The organism is Pseudomonas sp. NY15372, from assembly GCF_048068215.1.
GTDB classification, from domain to species: Bacteria; Pseudomonadota; Gammaproteobacteria; order Pseudomonadales; family Pseudomonadaceae; genus Aquipseudomonas; species Aquipseudomonas guariconensis_A.
The window spans coordinates 36,350-51,832 of record NZ_JBLUPY010000002.1 but is presented as its reverse complement, the minus strand read 5'-3'; the positions used below and the strand labels follow the sequence as shown (position 1 = coordinate 51,832).

10 protein-coding genes are annotated in these 15,483 nt (G+C 63.2%); all 10 read right to left on the bottom strand.

Annotated elements, in window-relative coordinates:
* Positions 1 to 8 precede the first annotated feature (8 nt).
* The 10 genes from ACNFG0_RS01835 to ACNFG0_RS01790 all read right to left on the bottom strand — a co-directional run bounded on the left by ACNFG0_RS01835 (position 9) and on the right by ACNFG0_RS01790 (position 15,476).
* A complete protein-coding gene (locus tag ACNFG0_RS01835) occupies positions 9 to 521 on the bottom strand; it encodes a cytochrome b (protein ID WP_416763898.1) in 513 nt (170 codons plus the stop codon).
* Between the two features lie 56 nt (positions 522 to 577).
* Positions 578 to 2,041 carry an N-acetylglucosamine-binding protein GbpA gene (gene gbpA / locus ACNFG0_RS01830; protein WP_416763897.1) on the bottom strand — a complete coding sequence of 488 codons (1,464 nt, stop codon included), beginning with the start codon at positions 2,039 to 2,041 and terminating at the stop codon, positions 578 to 580.
* Positions 2,042 to 2,450: 409 nt separating this feature from the next.
* Entirely contained in the window at positions 2,451 to 3,515 is a 1,065-nt protein-coding gene (gene hemE / locus ACNFG0_RS01825) for a uroporphyrinogen decarboxylase (RefSeq protein ID WP_196155325.1), read from the bottom strand.
* Between the two features lie 185 nt (positions 3,516 to 3,700).
* On the bottom strand, positions 3,701 to 5,119 hold the full coding sequence (locus tag ACNFG0_RS01820) for an FAD-dependent oxidoreductase (protein ID WP_416763895.1): 1,419 nt from the start codon (positions 5,117 to 5,119) through the stop codon (positions 3,701 to 3,703).
* A gap of 106 nt (positions 5,120 to 5,225) precedes the next feature.
* On the bottom strand, positions 5,226 to 9,671 hold the full coding sequence (gene gltB, locus ACNFG0_RS01815; RefSeq protein WP_416763894.1) for a glutamate synthase large subunit: 4,446 nt from the start codon (positions 9,669 to 9,671) through the stop codon (positions 5,226 to 5,228).
* A 371-nt stretch (positions 9,672 to 10,042) separates the two neighbouring features.
* Positions 10,043 to 11,647, bottom strand: coding sequence for an AAA family ATPase (locus ACNFG0_RS01810; protein WP_416763893.1), 1,605 nt, complete (start codon positions 11,645 to 11,647; stop codon positions 10,043 to 10,045).
* A gap of 15 nt (positions 11,648 to 11,662) precedes the next feature.
* Entirely contained in the window at positions 11,663 to 12,760 is a 1,098-nt protein-coding gene (gene aroB / locus ACNFG0_RS01805; RefSeq protein ID WP_196155323.1) for a 3-dehydroquinate synthase, read from the bottom strand.
* A 98-nt stretch (positions 12,761 to 12,858) separates the two neighbouring features.
* Complete coding sequence (gene aroK, locus ACNFG0_RS01800) at positions 12,859 to 13,377, bottom strand: shikimate kinase AroK (RefSeq protein ID WP_196155322.1); 519 nt, start codon at positions 13,375 to 13,377, stop codon at positions 12,859 to 12,861.
* Between the two features lie 4 nt (positions 13,378 to 13,381).
* On the bottom strand, positions 13,382 to 14,668 hold the full coding sequence (locus ACNFG0_RS01795) for a type IV pilus secretin PilQ (RefSeq protein ID WP_416763892.1): 1,287 nt from the start codon (positions 14,666 to 14,668) through the stop codon (positions 13,382 to 13,384).
* On the bottom strand, positions 14,574 to 15,476 hold the full coding sequence (locus tag ACNFG0_RS01790) for a pilus assembly protein PilP (protein ID WP_196167056.1): 903 nt from the start codon (positions 15,474 to 15,476) through the stop codon (positions 14,574 to 14,576). Before ACNFG0_RS01790 ends, ACNFG0_RS01795 begins: the two co-directional genes overlap by 95 nt.
* Positions 15,477 to 15,483 lie beyond the last annotated feature (7 nt).

Below are 15,483 nucleotides of genomic sequence, written 5' to 3'. Positions count from 1 at the left end.
CATCGACTTCAGGGCAGCATCCGCCGAAGCACCCGCCGACCGGACAACTCATGCAGCACCACCGCAGCGATGTGCATCGCCACGCCCAAGGCCAGCAACAGGCAGGAAGCGATATGGATGTTGAACCAGATACCGTGCCAGACCGGGTCGCTCAGCACTGGCGCGATGGCGAACCAGCCGAACACATCGATGTCGCGATCCATCATCAGCACACCGGACAGCAGCACGGTCGCGATGGTCCAGTACAGGGCTTCATGCACGACATGGGCGATACGGCGACCACGCGGGTCGTCATGCAGACTCTTCGGCGCAGGCTTGGCCAGGCGCACCAACCAGCGCAACAGGAAGACCGGGATGAACAGCGTGGTCAGGGCGACATTGATGAACGCGACCAGGTGGAACGTGGCAGGGTCAAAATCGAGGTGCGCGACCGAGAAGCCGCTGATCAACACCCAAATGATGACCAGGGCAGAGATCCAGTGCAGGAGGATCTGCTGCCAGCAATACTTGGTTGTTTGCATTGGAGGTACCGGTGAGAAGCCTGACACCTCACGAAGAGGCGCCAGGCTTTATCGACTTAGAGCTTGTTCCAGGCGTCTTGCCAGTTGCTGCCTACACCAGGCTCATAGTGGTTGACGTTTGGCGAATAGTTCTTGCACCAGCCTTCGAACGGGAAAGGCTTGCATTCGAAGATCTCGCCGGTCTTCGGTTGCAGCACTTTGGTACCGGCCTTGTAGCTTGTGGTCGACTGCGGGAACTCGAAGTCATAGTTGACATCGCCAGCCGCTTTCAGCTGAACGGTAGGTGCTTCCTGCAACAGCACGCGCTCGCCCTTGTCTGTGCCCACAACCTTGAGGGTGTGTGCACCTTCGGTACTGGCAACATCCAGCACCAGCTGCTCGGTGCCATCCACCGTTTGCTGGGCGTAGCCAACCTGTTTATTGCTGCCATCGAACAACTGTGCCTTGACCTTCAGCGCAGTGTTGGTCGTGACACGGAAGCCCAGGCTGGTCTTGCCGTCTTTGAGCGTGTACTCAGGCAAGACGTCATTCAGATGCATCGTGGCCGGCTCGCCGGAAGCAGCATCGATATCCAGGATGTAGTTGGTCAGACCACTTTCAGCCTTGGCGAAAATGCTGTTGCTGCCCTGTACAGGCTCGATATTGCCATCGGCGTCCAGCTTGCCGGCTCGCACCAGCGTCTGGGTTTCGTTGATTCGCTTGGCGAGCTTGTAGGCCCAGTTGGCGCCAATCGTTTCTTCGGCATTATCGATACTGATCGCCACATCGAAATCGGTACGTACGCCATTCGCATCGAATGCACGAGCAGTCACCTTGTCGCCAACTTCGAGGTCACGATGCGGGGCGATCTCGGCCAGTCGCGGCCATTCTGGCGCTGGCCCGCCATCCAACTGGATATCGACATCAGCAACGCTGTGGAAAGCATTGGCGGTATCGTCGACGGTCCATACAGCCAGAATGGCATGCTGGCCCGAACGGTCGCTAGGCAGGGTGCAGCTATGCTTGGGGTTGGTACCTGTGCCAGCCACAGGAAGGCTGCCTTTACCATCCACCGTACAGAACGGTGTCGGATCAAAGGACTCACGAGTCAACGAGGCATTCGGGTTCCAGCCGGTCTTGGTGATGAAGTATTCCCATTTGCTGGTCTTGTGAGGGGCAGCGTAGTGCCAGTCGAAGCTGATATTGCGATCGACGATCGGCGTCAGGTGCCAACGGTTGGCAGACTGCTCATCGAGTGCTGCGAAATCGGCGCGCACACCACCGCTGGCGATTTTCCCATCGACAGGGCCATTGACCGGGAAGCCTTTTGCAACCTCACCAACAGACCAAGGCTCGTACTGGGCGCCCCCACAACCAACGTTTACGTTTTTATGATTCGCATGGCAAAGCCCGGCACGGGAAGTTGGTTCAGCCAGATAACCATGTGCATTGGCCATTTGAGCGTGCAAACCTGCACCGGCAATCGCCATCCACACAGCTGTGGCGACAACGCTTTTACGCAGGACCTTTCTTGTCTTCATTACAAACTCCGAACGCATTACTGGGGTCTAGGAATCAGAGCACTGCAACGCAAAACGCAGATATCTGACGGGCGCCATCTAACTACATCGCCAGGAGTTGATATGTAGGAAAGTACTGAATCACATACGAAATATCGGAACACTAAAAGGAATAAATTAGCACTTAGAAATATTTTGTTAAGAATAGGAAAACCGGGCAGATTTTTCCGGATTTAATGAACTTCAAAGTTTACATATAAATGGCAATCGCATGAACTTCCCATTACAGCTCATGGACATTCTGTGATGTACGACTGTACTTGCGCGCTCGCGGTTTGTCGGGACTGCTTTGAGCCCATCGCGGCACAAGCCCACTACAGGGCCGCAAAGCGGCCCTCGTGTACGAACACAGTATGTCTTGCCCGGAGCCTCAGGCGTGATACTGCGCCGAAAGCTCATGCACCGCGTTGATGAAGGCACCCGCGTGTTCTGGATCGACTTCCGGCGTGATGCCATGCCCCAGGTTGAATACATGCCCGCTACCATGCCCGTAGCTTGCCAGGATCCGCGCCACTTCCTTGCGGATGGCCTCGGGCTTGGCGTACAGCACGGTCGGGTCCATGTTGCCTTGCAGGGCGACCTTGTCACCGACACGGCGACGGGCATCGCCGATCTCGCAGGTCCAGTCCAGGCCCAGGGCGTCGGCACCGGCCTCGGCGATGCTTTCCAGCCAGATACCGCCGTTCTTGGTGAACAGGATCACCGGCACCTTGCGCCCGTCGTGCTCGCGAATCAGGCCGCTGACGATCTTGCGCATGTAGGCCAGGGAAAACTCCTGATAGGCCGCCGCCGACAGGTTGCCGCCCCAGGTGTCGAAGATCTGCACTGCCTGGGCACCGGCCTGGATCTGGCCATTGAGGTAGCTCGTAACCGACTGGGCCAGCTTGTCCAGCAGCAGGTGCAGGGCCTGCGGGTTGTCATAGAGCATGGCCTTGGTCTTGCGGAAATCCTTGGAGGAGCCGCCTTCGACCATGTAGGTGGCCAGGGTCCAGGGGCTGCCGGAGAAGCCGATCAGCGGCACGCGGCCGTTGAGCTCGCGGCGAATGGTGCTGACGGCGTCCATCACATAGCCCAGATCCTTGTGCGGATCGGGCACCGGCAGCGCCTCGATGTCGGCCAGGGTGCTGACGACCTTCTTGAAACGCGGGCCTTCGCCGGTCTCGAAGTACAGGCCTTGGCCCATGGCGTCGGGGATGGTGAGGATGTCCGAGAAGAGGATCGCCGCGTCCAGCGGGTAGCGGTCCAGCGGCTGCAGCGTGACCTCGCAGGCGAACTGCGGGTTCATGCACAGGCTCATGAAGTCACCGGCCTTGGCGCGGCTGGCGCGATACTCCGGGAGGTAGCGGCCGGCTTGGCGCATCATCCAGACCGGGGTGACGTCTACGGGTTGCTTGAGCAGTGCACGCAGGAAACGATCGTTCTTCAGGGCAGTCATGTCGGCATCCAGCAAAAAAGTGCGGGCATTTTCTCAGACGCACAGAGAAAAGGCACGGCTGTTTGTCTATTGGATGCCGTAGATCAAAGGTTTTTGTATACAAAAGCATCGCGGGACAAGCCCGCTCCCACATTGGGCAATGAATCACCTCTGTGGGAGCGGGCTTGTCCCGCGATTGCGATGGATCAGACGCCGAGGTAGTCCAGGATACCCTCGGCAGCGGTACGCCCTTCGAAGATCGCCGTCACCACCAGGTCCGAACCGCGCACCATGTCGCCGCCGGCGAACACTTTCGGGTTGCTGGTCTGGTGCTTGAACTTGCCTTTCTCCGGCGCCACCACGCGGCCCTGGCTGTCCAGCTGGATACCATGCTGCTCGAACCATGGCGCCGGGCTCGGGCGGAAGCCGAAGGCGATCACCACGGCGTCGGCCGGCAGGATCTCCTCGGAACCGGGGATCGGCTCGGGGCTGCGGCGGCCACGGGCGTCCGGTTCGCCGAGACGGGTCTCGACCACCTTCACACCTTCGACCTTGTCTTCGCCGACGATGGCGATGGGCTGGCGGTTGTACAGGAACTTCACGCCTTCTTCCTTGGCGTTCTTCACCTCGCGGCGCGAACCCGGCATGTTGGCCTCGTCACGACGGTAGGCACAGGTCACCGATTTGGCGCCCTGGCGGATCGAGGTACGGTTGCAGTCCATCGCAGTGTCGCCACCGCCAAGCACCACGACCTTCTTGCCCTGCATGTCGACGAAGTCTTCCGGCGACTTCTCGAAGCCCAGGTTGCGGTTGACGTTGGCGATCAGGAAGTCCAAGGCGTCATGTACGCCTGGCAGGTCTTCGCCGGGGAAGCCGCCCTTCATGTAGGTGTAGGTGCCCATGCCCATGAACACCGCATCGTAATCGGCGAGCAGCTGTTCCATGGTGATGTCCTTGCCCACCTCGGTGTTCAGGCGGAACTCGATGCCCATGCCGGTGAAGACTTCACGGCGATTGCTGAGCACGGTCTTTTCCAGCTTGAACTCGGGGATGCCGAAGGTCAGCAGGCCACCGATCTCCGGGTTGCGGTCGAACACCACCGGGGTCACACCGGCACGTACCAGCACGTCGGCACAGCCCAGGCCCGCAGGGCCCGCACCGATGATCGCGACGCGCTTGCCGGTCGGCTTGACCTTGGACATGTCCGGGCGCCAGCCCATGGCGAAGGCGGTATCGGTGATGTACTTCTCCACCGAGCCGATGGTCACCGCACCGAAGCCGTCGTTGAGGGTGCAGGCGCCTTCGCAGAGACGGTCCTGCGGGCACACGCGACCGCACACTTCCGGCAGGGTGTTGGTCTGGTGCGAAAGTTCTGCCGCCGCGAGGATGTTGCCCTCGGAAACCAGCTTCAGCCAATTGGGGATGAAGTTGTGAACCGGGCACTTCCACTCGCAATACGGGTTGCCGCAGCCCAGGCAGCGGTGTGCCTGCTCCACGGACTGTTGCGGCTTGAAGGGCTCGTAGATTTCCACGAACTCCTTCTTGCGCTGGCGCAGGAGCTTCTTCTTGGGGTCCTTGCGCCCTACTTCGATGAACTGGAAGTCGTTGTTCAGACGTTCAGCCATTTTTAAAAACCTCTATACCGCAGTTGCTGGCCTGGGCCGCAAGCTGCAAGACGATCACTTGAGCCGGACAAGCCCCGCGCACGGGGCCTGCCACTTGCAGCTGTTGTTACTGCGGGTTGGCACGGGTACTGGACAGCAGTTGCTTGAGGTTGGCCGCCTTCGGCTTGACCAACCAGAAGCGCCGCACGTAGTCGTCCAGGTTCTCCGAGAGCTCGCGCCCCCACTCGCTGCCGGTCTCTTCCACGTATTCGGCAAGGACCCGCGCCAGGTGGCTGCGGTAGGCCTCCATCGCCTCGCCACTGATACGCTGGATTTCCACCAGCTCGTGGTTGAGTTTGTCGACGAAGGTGTTGTCCATGTCGAGCACGTAGGCGAAACCGCCCGTCATGCCAGAACCGAAGTTGTAACCGGTCTTGCCCAGGACGCAGACAAAGCCGCCGGTCATGTATTCACAGCAGTGATCGCCGGTACCCTCGACCACAGCGTGGGCGCCGGAGTTACGCACAGCGAAGCGCTCGCCCGCGGTGCCGGCAGCGAACAGCTTGCCGCCGGTGGCACCATACAGGCAGGTGTTGCCGATGATGGCGCTGTGCTGGGTTTCGAATGGGCTGCCGGCAGGCGGCACGATGGTCAGTTTGCCACCGGTCATGCCCTTGCCCACGTAGTCGTTGGCGTCGCCTTCCAGGTGCAGGTTCAGGCCACCGGCGTTCCAGACGCCGAAACTCTGGCCCGCAGTCCCCTTGAAGCGGAAGGTGATCGGCGCCCCGGCCATGCCCTGGTTGCCATGCAGGCGGGCGATTTCGCCAGAGACGCGCGCGCCGATGGAACGGTCGCAGTTACAGATATCCAGGCTGAACTCGCCACCGGCCAGGTCGCGAATGGCCGGCAGGGCCATCTCGACCATCTTCTCGGCCAGCTCGCCCTTGTCGAACGGCGGGTTCTTGTCGACTTCGCAGAACTGCGGCTTGTCAGCCGGGATGTGCGAGCTGCCCAGCAGCGGCGACAGGTCCAGGAACTGCTGGCGCTCGGTGTCGCCCGGCAGCACGTCGAGCAGGTCGGTGCGGCCGATCAGCTCGCCCAGGCTGCGCACGCCCAGCTTGGCCAGCCACTCACGGGTTTCTTCAGCGACGAAGGTGAAGAAGTTCACCACCATGTCGACGGTACCGATGTAGTGGTCCTTGCGCAGCTTGTCGTTCTGGGTGGCAACGCCCGTGGCGCAGTTGTTCAGATGGCAGATACGCAGGTACTTGCAACCCAGGGCGATCATCGGCGCGGTGCCGAAGCCGAAGCTTTCGGCGCCGAGGATCGCGGCCTTGATCACGTCCAGGCCGGTTTTCAAGCCGCCGTCGGTCTGTACCCGTACCTTGCCGCGCAGGTCGTTGCCACGCAGGGTCTGGTGGGTTTCGGCCAGGCCCAGCTCCCACGGTGCGCCGGCGTACTTGATGGAGGTCAGTGGCGAAGCGCCGGTGCCGCCGTCGTAGCCGGAGATGGTGATCAGGTCCGCATAGGCCTTGGCCACGCCAGCGGCGATGGTGCCCACGCCGGCTTCGGCCACGAGTTTGACCGACACCAGGGCCTGCGGGTTGACCTGCTTGAGGTCGTAGATCAGCTGGGCCAGGTCTTCGATCGAGTAGATGTCGTGGTGCGGCGGTGGCGAGATCAGGGTCACACCCGGCACGGCGTAGCGCAGGCGAGCGATCAGGCCGTTGACCTTGCCGCCAGGCAGCTGGCCGCCCTCACCGGGCTTGGCGCCCTGGGCCACCTTGATCTGCAGCACTTCGGCATTGACCAGGTATTCGGGGGTGACGCCGAAACGGCCGGTGGCCACCTGCTTGATCTTCGAGCTCTTGATGGTGCCGTAGCGCGCCGGGTCTTCGCCGCCCTCACCGGAGTTGGAGCGCGCGCCCAGGCGGTTCATGGCCTCGGCCAGAGCCTCGTGGGCTTCCGGCGACAGGGCGCCGAGGGAGATGCCCGCGGAGTCGAAGCGCTTGAGGATCTCCTCCAGCGGCTCGACCTGGTCCAGCGGCAGCGCCTGGTCTGCGACCTTCACTTTCAGCAGGTCGCGGATCATCGACACCGGACGCTGGTCGACCAGCGTGGTGTATTCCTTGAACTTGGCGTAGTCGCCCTGCTGCACGGCAGCCTGCAGGGTGTTGACCACATCCGGGTTGTAGGCGTGGTACTCGCCACCATGGACGAACTTGAGCAGACCGCCCTGCTGGATCGGCTTGCGCGCGCTCCACGCTTCGGCGGCCAGCAGCTTCTGGTCGCTCTCCAGGTCGACGAAACGTGCGCCCTTGATACGGCTGGACACGCCCTTGAAGCTCAGGCCGACCACTTCCTCGGCCAGGCCCACGGCTTCGAACAGCTGGGCGCCACGGTACGAGGCGATGGTCGAGATACCCATCTTCGACAGGATCTTCAGCAGGCCTTTGGAGATGCCCTTGCGGTAGTACTTGAAGACCTCGTCCAAGTCGCCCAGCACCTCGCCGGTACGGATCAGGTCGGCCAGCACTTCGTAGGCCAGGTACGGGTACACGGCAGAAGCACCGAAGCCGATCAGCACCGCGAAGTGGTGCGGGTCACGGGCGGTGGCGGTTTCCACCAGGATGTTGCTGTCGCAACGCAGGCCTTGCTCGGTCAGGCGATGGTGCACCGCGCCGACGGCCAGGGAAGCGTGCACCGGCAGCTTGCCTGGGGCGATGTAGCGGTCGCTCAGCACCAGCTGGGTCTTGCCACTGCGCACGGCTTCTTCGGCCTGGTCGGCGATATTGCGGATGGCTGCTTCCAGGCCGACGCTTTCCTCGTAGTTGAGGTCGATCAGCTGACGGTCGAAGCCTTCGCGCTCGAGATTCATCAGCGAGCGCCACTTGGCCGGGGAGATCACCGGCGAGCTGAGGATCACCCGCGAGGCATGCTCGGGGGACTCCTGGAAGATGTTGCGCTCGGCACCCAGGCAGATTTCCAGGGACATGACGATCGCTTCGCGCAGCGGGTCGATCGGCGGGTTGGTCACCTGGGCGAACTGCTGGCGGAAGAAGTCGTACGGCGAACGCACGCGCTGGGACAATACCGCCATCGGCGTGTCGTCGCCCATCGAGCCCACCGCTTCCTGGCCTTGCTCGCCGAGCGGACGCAGCACCTGGTCACGCTCCTCGAAGGTGACCTGGAACATCTTCATGTACTGCTTGAGCTGGTCGGCGTCGTAGCTGGCCACGCCCTGGTCGTCGGTCAGGGTCGCCTGGATGCGCAGGGCATGCTGGCGCAGCCAACGCTTGTACGGATGGCGCGACTTGAGGCGGTTATCGATGGCATCCGTGTCGAGGATCTGGCCGGTCTCGGTGTCCACGGCGAAGATCTGGCCCGGGCCGACGCGACCCTTGGCCAGAACGTCCTCGGGCTTGTAGTCCCATACGCCGATTTCCGAGGCCAGGGTGATGTAGCCATTCTTGGTGGTGACCCAACGTGCCGGACGCAGGCCGTTGCGGTCGAGCAGGCAGACCGCATGGCGGCCTTCGGTCATGACGATGCCGGCCGGGCCGTCCCACGGCTCCATGTGCATGGAGTTGTATTCGTAGAAGGCGCGCAGGTCGGCGTCCATGGTCTCGACGTTCTGCCAGGCCGGCGGCACCAGCATGCGCACGCCACGGAACAGGTCGATGCCACCGGTGACCATCAGCTCCAGCATGTTGTCCATGCTCGAGGAGTCGGAACCGACGCGGTTGACCAGCGGGCCGAGCTCTTCGAGGTCGGGGATCAGGTCATTGGCGAACTTGGTGCGACGGGCCACGGCCCAGTTGCGGTTGCCGGTGATGGTGTTGATCTCGCCGTTGTGGGCGAGGAAGCGGAAGGGCTGGGCCAGCGGCCACTTCGGCAGGGTGTTGGTGGAGAAGCGCTGGTGGAAGACGCAGATGGCGGTCTTCAGACGTTCGTCACCCAGGTCCGGGAAGAAGGCGGCGAGGTCCGCCGGCATCATCAGGCCTTTGTAGATGATGGTCTTGTGCGAGAAGCTGCAGATGTAGTGGTCGGCGTCGTGGGCGTTGGCCACGGACGAACGGCGACGGGCGCTGAACAGCTTGATCGCGAATTCCTGGTCGCTCAGGCCTTCACCGCCGATGAACACCTGCTCGATCTGCGGCAGGCGCTCCAGGGCCAGCCGACCGAGCACGCGGGTGTCGATCGGCACCTTGCGCCAGCCGACCAGCTTGAGGCCGGCATTGACGATTTCGCGGTCCATGTTGGCGCGGGCCGCTTCGGCCTTCACCGGGTCCTGGTTGAAGAACACCATGCCGACGGCATACTGCTTGGGCAGCTCGACGGCGAAGTGTTCCTGGGCCACGGCACGCAGGAACTGATCGGGCTTCTGCATCAGCAGGCCGCAACCGTCACCGGTCTTGCCGTCGGCGTTGATACCGCCGCGATGGGTCATGCAGGTCAGTGCCTGCATGGCGGTTTGCAAAAGATGGTGGCTCGCCTCGCCCGTCATATGGGCGATCAGGCCAAAACCACAGTTGTCCTTGAATTCTTCGGGATGGTACAGACCTGTTTTCATAGACACTTTCTCACCAGGTTCGCCTCTCAACGAAGGCAAATCTCTTTTTAGTACAACCACTTACCATCCACGCCGATCAAACGCCAGCTTTTTGCGGTGGGCAATGGGAAACCATTGTTGCACAGGGACAGCAACGCCCACAAATTTTCATGACGCATCATTGAAAACTTATGTCGCATTTTTGAATGTTTTGCGCCATGAGCCGTGATAGCGACTTGGCTCGAGTCTGAAGCGTTTCAGCCAGGACTGCAAGAGTGGGCTTGTGGCCGGCAGTCTGGGACAGAAAAGCCTGCCGCGCTCAGGCGCAGCAGGCTCTACAAGTCGGGAATCGCTTTGCAACTGGGCGGCGGGGTGTTGCCGCCCGGAAGGTATCAGCGGGCCGCCGCCAGCTCTTGTTGGACGCTGCCGACGGTACGAGGCCAAGGTTTACCAGCCTGGACCTTGGCTGGCAAGTTCTTGATTGCCGCAACCGCTGCATCGCGGTTGGCGAAATTGCCGTAGGTGACCACGTACAGCGGCTTGCCCTGCAGGGTTTTCTTGAAGTAGCGATAGTCGCCACCCTGGGCCTTGACGAAGGCCTGGGCCGATGCCTCGGAGCTGGTCCCCAGGATCTGCACGACATAGTTGCCGGCTTTCTGGCCGGTATACCAGCTGCTATTGCCCGAACCGCCAGCGGCAGGTTTGGCGGCAGGCTTGGCCGTGGCCACCTGGGTCGGTGCCGGAGCTGGCTTGGCGGGTGCAACCGGCTTGGCCGGCTGGGTAGCGACAGGCTTTGGCGCTGGTGCAACCGGCTGCGCAGGCGCCGTGGCGACGGCCTGGGCCGGAGCGCTGGTGACAGGCTGCGCCGGGGTCGGCGCAGGGCCTGCAGGCACACCCTGTGGCGGCGCAGTGGTGGTCACGGTGGGCGGAACAGCGGGCTGCAGCGCGGTGTCGCCAGCCGGGCTGCCTTCCTCGCCATCACCCATGCCGGCCGCCTGGGCCAGCGGCTCGCGCATCACCGGCTGCGACTGGCCAACCAGCGGCAGCGGCATGGGCTGCGACGAGCCGGAGAACTCGATGGCCGGCTGGCCTTCACCCAGGGGCAACTGGGCCTGTGCGGCCGGCGCCTCGGCAGGCTTGTCGCTCTTCTTGGGCATCAGCACCGCCGCGACAACCGCGACCACGACGACAGCGGACAGCGCGAGCACATGTTTCTTAGGCATATTGAACCCCATGGATGGTCGCTTGGCCGTACTGCGGCTGGCGATCATGGCTTCGATCAAGGTATCGCGGGCAACCTGGTTGATAGTCCCAGGCCAGCCGTCTGAGTTTTCATGGATGTCGACGATCTGTTCGCGGGTGAACACCTCGATACCCCGGCCCGCGCCGTCCAGGCGCTGTTCCAGGTACTCGCGGGTCTCCTCCTCGCTATAGGGCGCAAGCTCGATGACATGGAACCGCTCACCACCGGCATCGAGCCCTTCCAAGCCGGCGATCAACGAAGGCTCGCCGAACAGGAATACATGCGGACGCCCTTCCGGAACGCCAGCCGCCAACTCCAGCAACGCTTGGAGTGCCGACTCGTCGAGTTGTTCCGCATCGTCCACCAGCAAATAAACTTCCTGGCCGGTCAGGGCCAACTGTACCACCTGGGCAAGAATGGCCTGGACCTCGGCATGCGCTACGTCGAGCGCCTGGGCCACCTGGCCGAGCACGCTGGCCGCATCGCCCGCGCCGCGGGCAGACACCACCACGCTCTGCACGGATTGTTTGTTGGTACTGGCCACCAGGGCCTGGCGCAGCAGGGTCTTGCCGCTGCCCATGGGGCCGGTGACCACCAGCATCAGCTGGCTGTAGCGTGCCAGGTGATGGAGCTGGCCCAGCACCGGCTTGCGCTGGGCGGGGAAGAACTTGAAGCCGGGCACCCGGGGTGCGAACGGGTCATGGCTCAACTGGTAGTGGTCGAGAAACGCCTCATCGGCATGCAAACTGGTCATCGCGCTGTCACAACCTCAAAGCTGGGCCACGATCGCGCGGTAGTCCGCCGCCAGCGTGGCTTGAAGAATCTCTTTCGGATAGTCGTCGGTCACCACGGCCTCGCCCATCTGGCGCAGCAGCACCAGACGCAGGCGACCGTCGAGTACCTTCTTGTCGACCGCCATGTGTTCCATGAAATGCGCCGGGGTCATCTCCTCGGGCGGCACCACCGGCAGGCCCGCAGCCTGCAGCAGGCGAATGCCGCGGTCCCGTGCCGGCTGGTCGATCCAGCCCAGGCGCATGGACATCTCCAGGGCCATCACGGTGCCGGCAGCCACGGCTTCGCCATGCAGCCAGACGCCATAGCCCATGTGGGTCTCGATGGCATGGCCGAAGGTATGGCCAAGGTTCAAGGTGGCCCGTACTCCGGACTCGCGCTCGTCGGCACCGACCACGGCCGCCTTGGCGGCGCAGGAGCGGCCGATGGCCTCGGTCAGGGCGGCAGGCTCCAGGGCGCGCAGGGCTCCCATGTGCTCTTCGAGCCAGGTCAGGAATGGCTCGTCGCAGATCAGCCCGTACTTGATCACTTCGGCCAGGCCCGCCGACAGCTCGCGTTCGGGCAGGGTCTTGAGGCTGGTGGTGTCGATCAGTACCGCATTGGGCTGGTAGAAGGCGCCTACCATGTTCTTGCCCAGTGGGTGGTTGATGCCGGTCTTGCCGCCGACCGACGAGTCCACCTGGGACAACAGGGTGGTCGGCACCTGGATGAAGTCGACGCCACGCTGGTAGCAAGCGGCGGCGAAACCGGCCATGTCGCCGATCACGCCACCGCCCAGGGCCACCACGGTGGTACGGCGGTCGTGGCGTGCAGTGAGCAGGGCATCGAAGATCAGTTGCAGGGTTTGCCAGTTCTTGTGGGCCTCGCCATCGGGCAGCACCACCGGCAGCACCGAATAGGCACCAAGGGTACGGCTCAGGCGCTCGAGATACAGGGGCGCGACGGTTTCGTTGGAGACGATGGCGACCTGCCGCCCGGCAATGTGCGGCGCCAGCAGTTCGGGCTGGTCCAACAGGCCTTCGCCAATGTAGATCGGGTAGCTACGTTCGCCCAGGTCGACCTTTAGTGTCTGCATGTATCCCCACAATGTACTAGGGCGCGGCATCGTCCAGGCGACACCGCGCGGTAACGTTCAACCCCGCCTCGGCGCTGGTCGCCGAGCATAGTCCCGGCTTACCGGGGCGGCAACTTCTCCAGGCGCTCGAGAATGTCGAGCACCACCATGCGTGGCGGCCGTTCGTCGGTTTCCACCACCAGGTCGGCAATTTCTCGGTACAGCGGGTCGCGGGTTTCCAACAGGGCGCGCAGGGTCGCCTCCGGGTTGGCAGTGCGCAGCAAGGGGCGATTGCGGTCGCGCGCGGTGCGCCCGACCTGCTGCTCCACCGAGGCATGCAGGTAGATCACCCGCCCGCCCCCGTGCAAGGCTTTGCGATTGGCCTCGCGCATCACCGCGCCGCCTCCGGTCGCCAAAACCACGCCATCGAGGGCGCAGAGCTCGGCGATCATGGCTTGCTCGCGGTCACGAAAACCCGGCTCGCCTTCCTTGTCGAAGATCCACGGGATATTGGCGCCGGTTCGCAGTTCGATTTCCTTGTCGGAATCCTTGAACAGCAGCCGCAGCTCTTTGGCCAAAAGGCGTCCGATGGTGCTTTTACCAGCGCCCATGGGCCCCACAAGTATCAAATTTCGCACAGAATCAACGACTCACAGCAATCGCCTGGTCACTCATGATACGCGGAGTCAGGAAGACCAGCAGCTCGGATTTTTTCTCTTGTAATGCATCGCGTCGAAACAGCCGACCAACATACGGCAGATCGCCTAAAAATGGCACCTTGTCGACCACTTTGTTTTGCGTGGTCGAATAGACGCCACCGATGACGACGGTCTGCCCATCAGCCACCCGGACCTTGGCATTGACCTCGTTCTTGCGGATCGGCGGTACGTTGTTCAGTGCATTGACGTAGTCAGGCTCGTCCTTGGTCACCCGCACCGCCATGATGACCTTGCCATCCGGGGTGATCTGCGGCGTAACCTCCAGCGACAGCGACGCCTCGCGGAACGACGTGGAGGTGGCGCCGCTCTTGCTGGTCTCCTGGTAGGGCACTTCCGTGCCTTTGAGGATCCGCGCCGTTTCCTTGTCTGCCGTGACCACCTTGGGCTGGGAGATGATTTCGCCGTTGCCGCTCTTTTCCATGGCGCTGAGCTCCAGGTCCAGCAACGTGCCGCCGCGCAGCAGGCCGAGGCCGACAGCCGAGCCGGCCCGCTCGACACCCAGGTCGACGAACAGGTCCTTGCCCAGGCGGGCGGCCTCGCCTGGGAGCGGCGCGCCCCACCTCACCCCCAAGCTCTTTTCGTAGTCGACATTCGCCTCGACGATGCGCGCCTCGATCAGCACCTGGCGCACCGGCACGTCCAGCTGCGCCACCAATTGCTGCAACTCGGCAAGGCGGTCGGCAGGCTGGTACGCCACCAGCGTGTTGGTGCGGGCATCCACGCTCAGACTGCCGCGCCCGGTGAGGATGCCATCGTCGGCCAGTGCGGCCAGCAACAGCTCGGCCAGGTCCGCCGCGTTGGCGTGGTGGATCGGCAACAACGCCCGGCGCATGGGTTGCTGTTGCGCATCCAGCGCCTGCCCCAGGCGTGCTTCGCGAAATTGCTCGGCCAGCTCGGCTGCCGGTGCCACCAGCAGTACATTGCCCTCTTCGCGGCGGGCCAAGCCCTTGCTGCGCAGCACCAGGTCAAGGGCCTGTTCCCAGGGTACGCGCTCCAGGCGCAAGGTCAGGCGGCCTTGCACAGTGTCGCTGGCCACCAGGTTGATACCGGCAAAGTCGGCGAGCACCTGCAGTGCCGCACGCACTTCGATGTCCTGGAAGTTCAGCGAGAGCGGCTCATCCCGACTGGCCAGCGCCGTGCCGGCCAGGCCCGCCAAGAGTATCGCCAGCATCCACTTCCTCAGACTGTTCACGCTCATCCATGACCTCATTACCCACCTGCTTCCTTAGCCTCAGGTACGCCGACCGCTCGTGCCAGCCACCCGCGACGAATACACGTTCACGCACTTCGACCTGCTGGCCATCCACCGCCACGACGATTCCTTGGTCCCGGCCCAGCCGGTCGCCCTCGCCCACCCGGTAAAGGCGCCCCGCCGACAGCAGCAATGCCTGGCTTCGCCCGTTGCGCGAGAGGCTTCCGACCATTTCCAACTGCGCAAGCGCGACGCCAGCCAGCCCTTGTGCCGGCCTTTGCATCGACCAGGGCGCAAACAGATCGATGCCGACAGGCTGCGCGGCCGGCTGTGCTGGCTCATGGGCAAGCGAAGCGGGCGGCATCAAGTTCTCATCAGAATGGTAGGACTCGACCTGCAAGCGTAGGCGCCGCACACCCGGCCGATCCTGTACGCCCGCCAGCTCCAGGCGCGTCGGCCGCAACAGGCGAACCTGGCCCAGCCATGCCTGAAGCCAGGCTCGCAAGGCCGGGTAGGCGCCGATGACCTGGATGTCGAGCGGCACCACCCGGTACCCCGGCCCGGTGCCCTCTGGCAATACATCGAGCTGCTCGAACACCAGCCCCAAGGCATGCCCGGAGCTGGCCAACCCGTCCAGCAGGTCGCTCATGTCCTCCCCTGCCGAGAGTCGCCACCGCGCATCGAGCAACTGGCGTTGCACATCCGCCAGCGCCTCGGTGGCCGGCAGCAGGTGGCGAGCGGCCTGAGCCTTGTGATCGTACGCCAGGCGCAGGCCATCTGCTGCTGCCTCGCCCTGGCGCAAGGCACGGTAGCCTTCCTGGAGCAAGAGAAGC

Bases quoted from the DNA above. Each gene is read 5' to 3' on its own strand.
- ACNFG0_RS01835 (WP_416763898.1), bottom strand. From the start codon at position 521: ATGCAAACAACCAAGTATTGCTGGCAGCAGATCCTCCTGCACTGGATC.
- gbpA (WP_416763897.1), bottom strand. From the start codon at position 2,041: ATGAAGACAAGAAAGGTCCTGCGTAAAAGCGTTGTCGCCACAGCTGTG.
- hemE (WP_196155325.1), bottom strand. From the start codon at position 3,515: ATGACTGCCCTGAAGAACGATCGTTTCCTGCGTGCACTGCTCAAGCAA.
- ACNFG0_RS01820 (WP_416763895.1), bottom strand. From the start codon at position 5,119: ATGGCTGAACGTCTGAACAACGACTTCCAGTTCATCGAAGTAGGGCGC.
- gltB (WP_416763894.1), bottom strand. From the start codon at position 9,671: ATGAAAACAGGTCTGTACCATCCCGAAGAATTCAAGGACAACTGTGGT.
- ACNFG0_RS01810 (WP_416763893.1), bottom strand. From the start codon at position 11,647: ATGACCAGTTTGCATGCCGATGAGGCGTTTCTCGACCACTACCAGTTG.
- aroB (WP_196155323.1), bottom strand. From the start codon at position 12,760: ATGCAGACACTAAAGGTCGACCTGGGCGAACGTAGCTACCCGATCTAC.
- ACNFG0_RS01795 (WP_416763892.1), bottom strand. From the start codon at position 14,668: ATGAGGTCATGGATGAGCGTGAACAGTCTGAGGAAGTGGATGCTGGCG.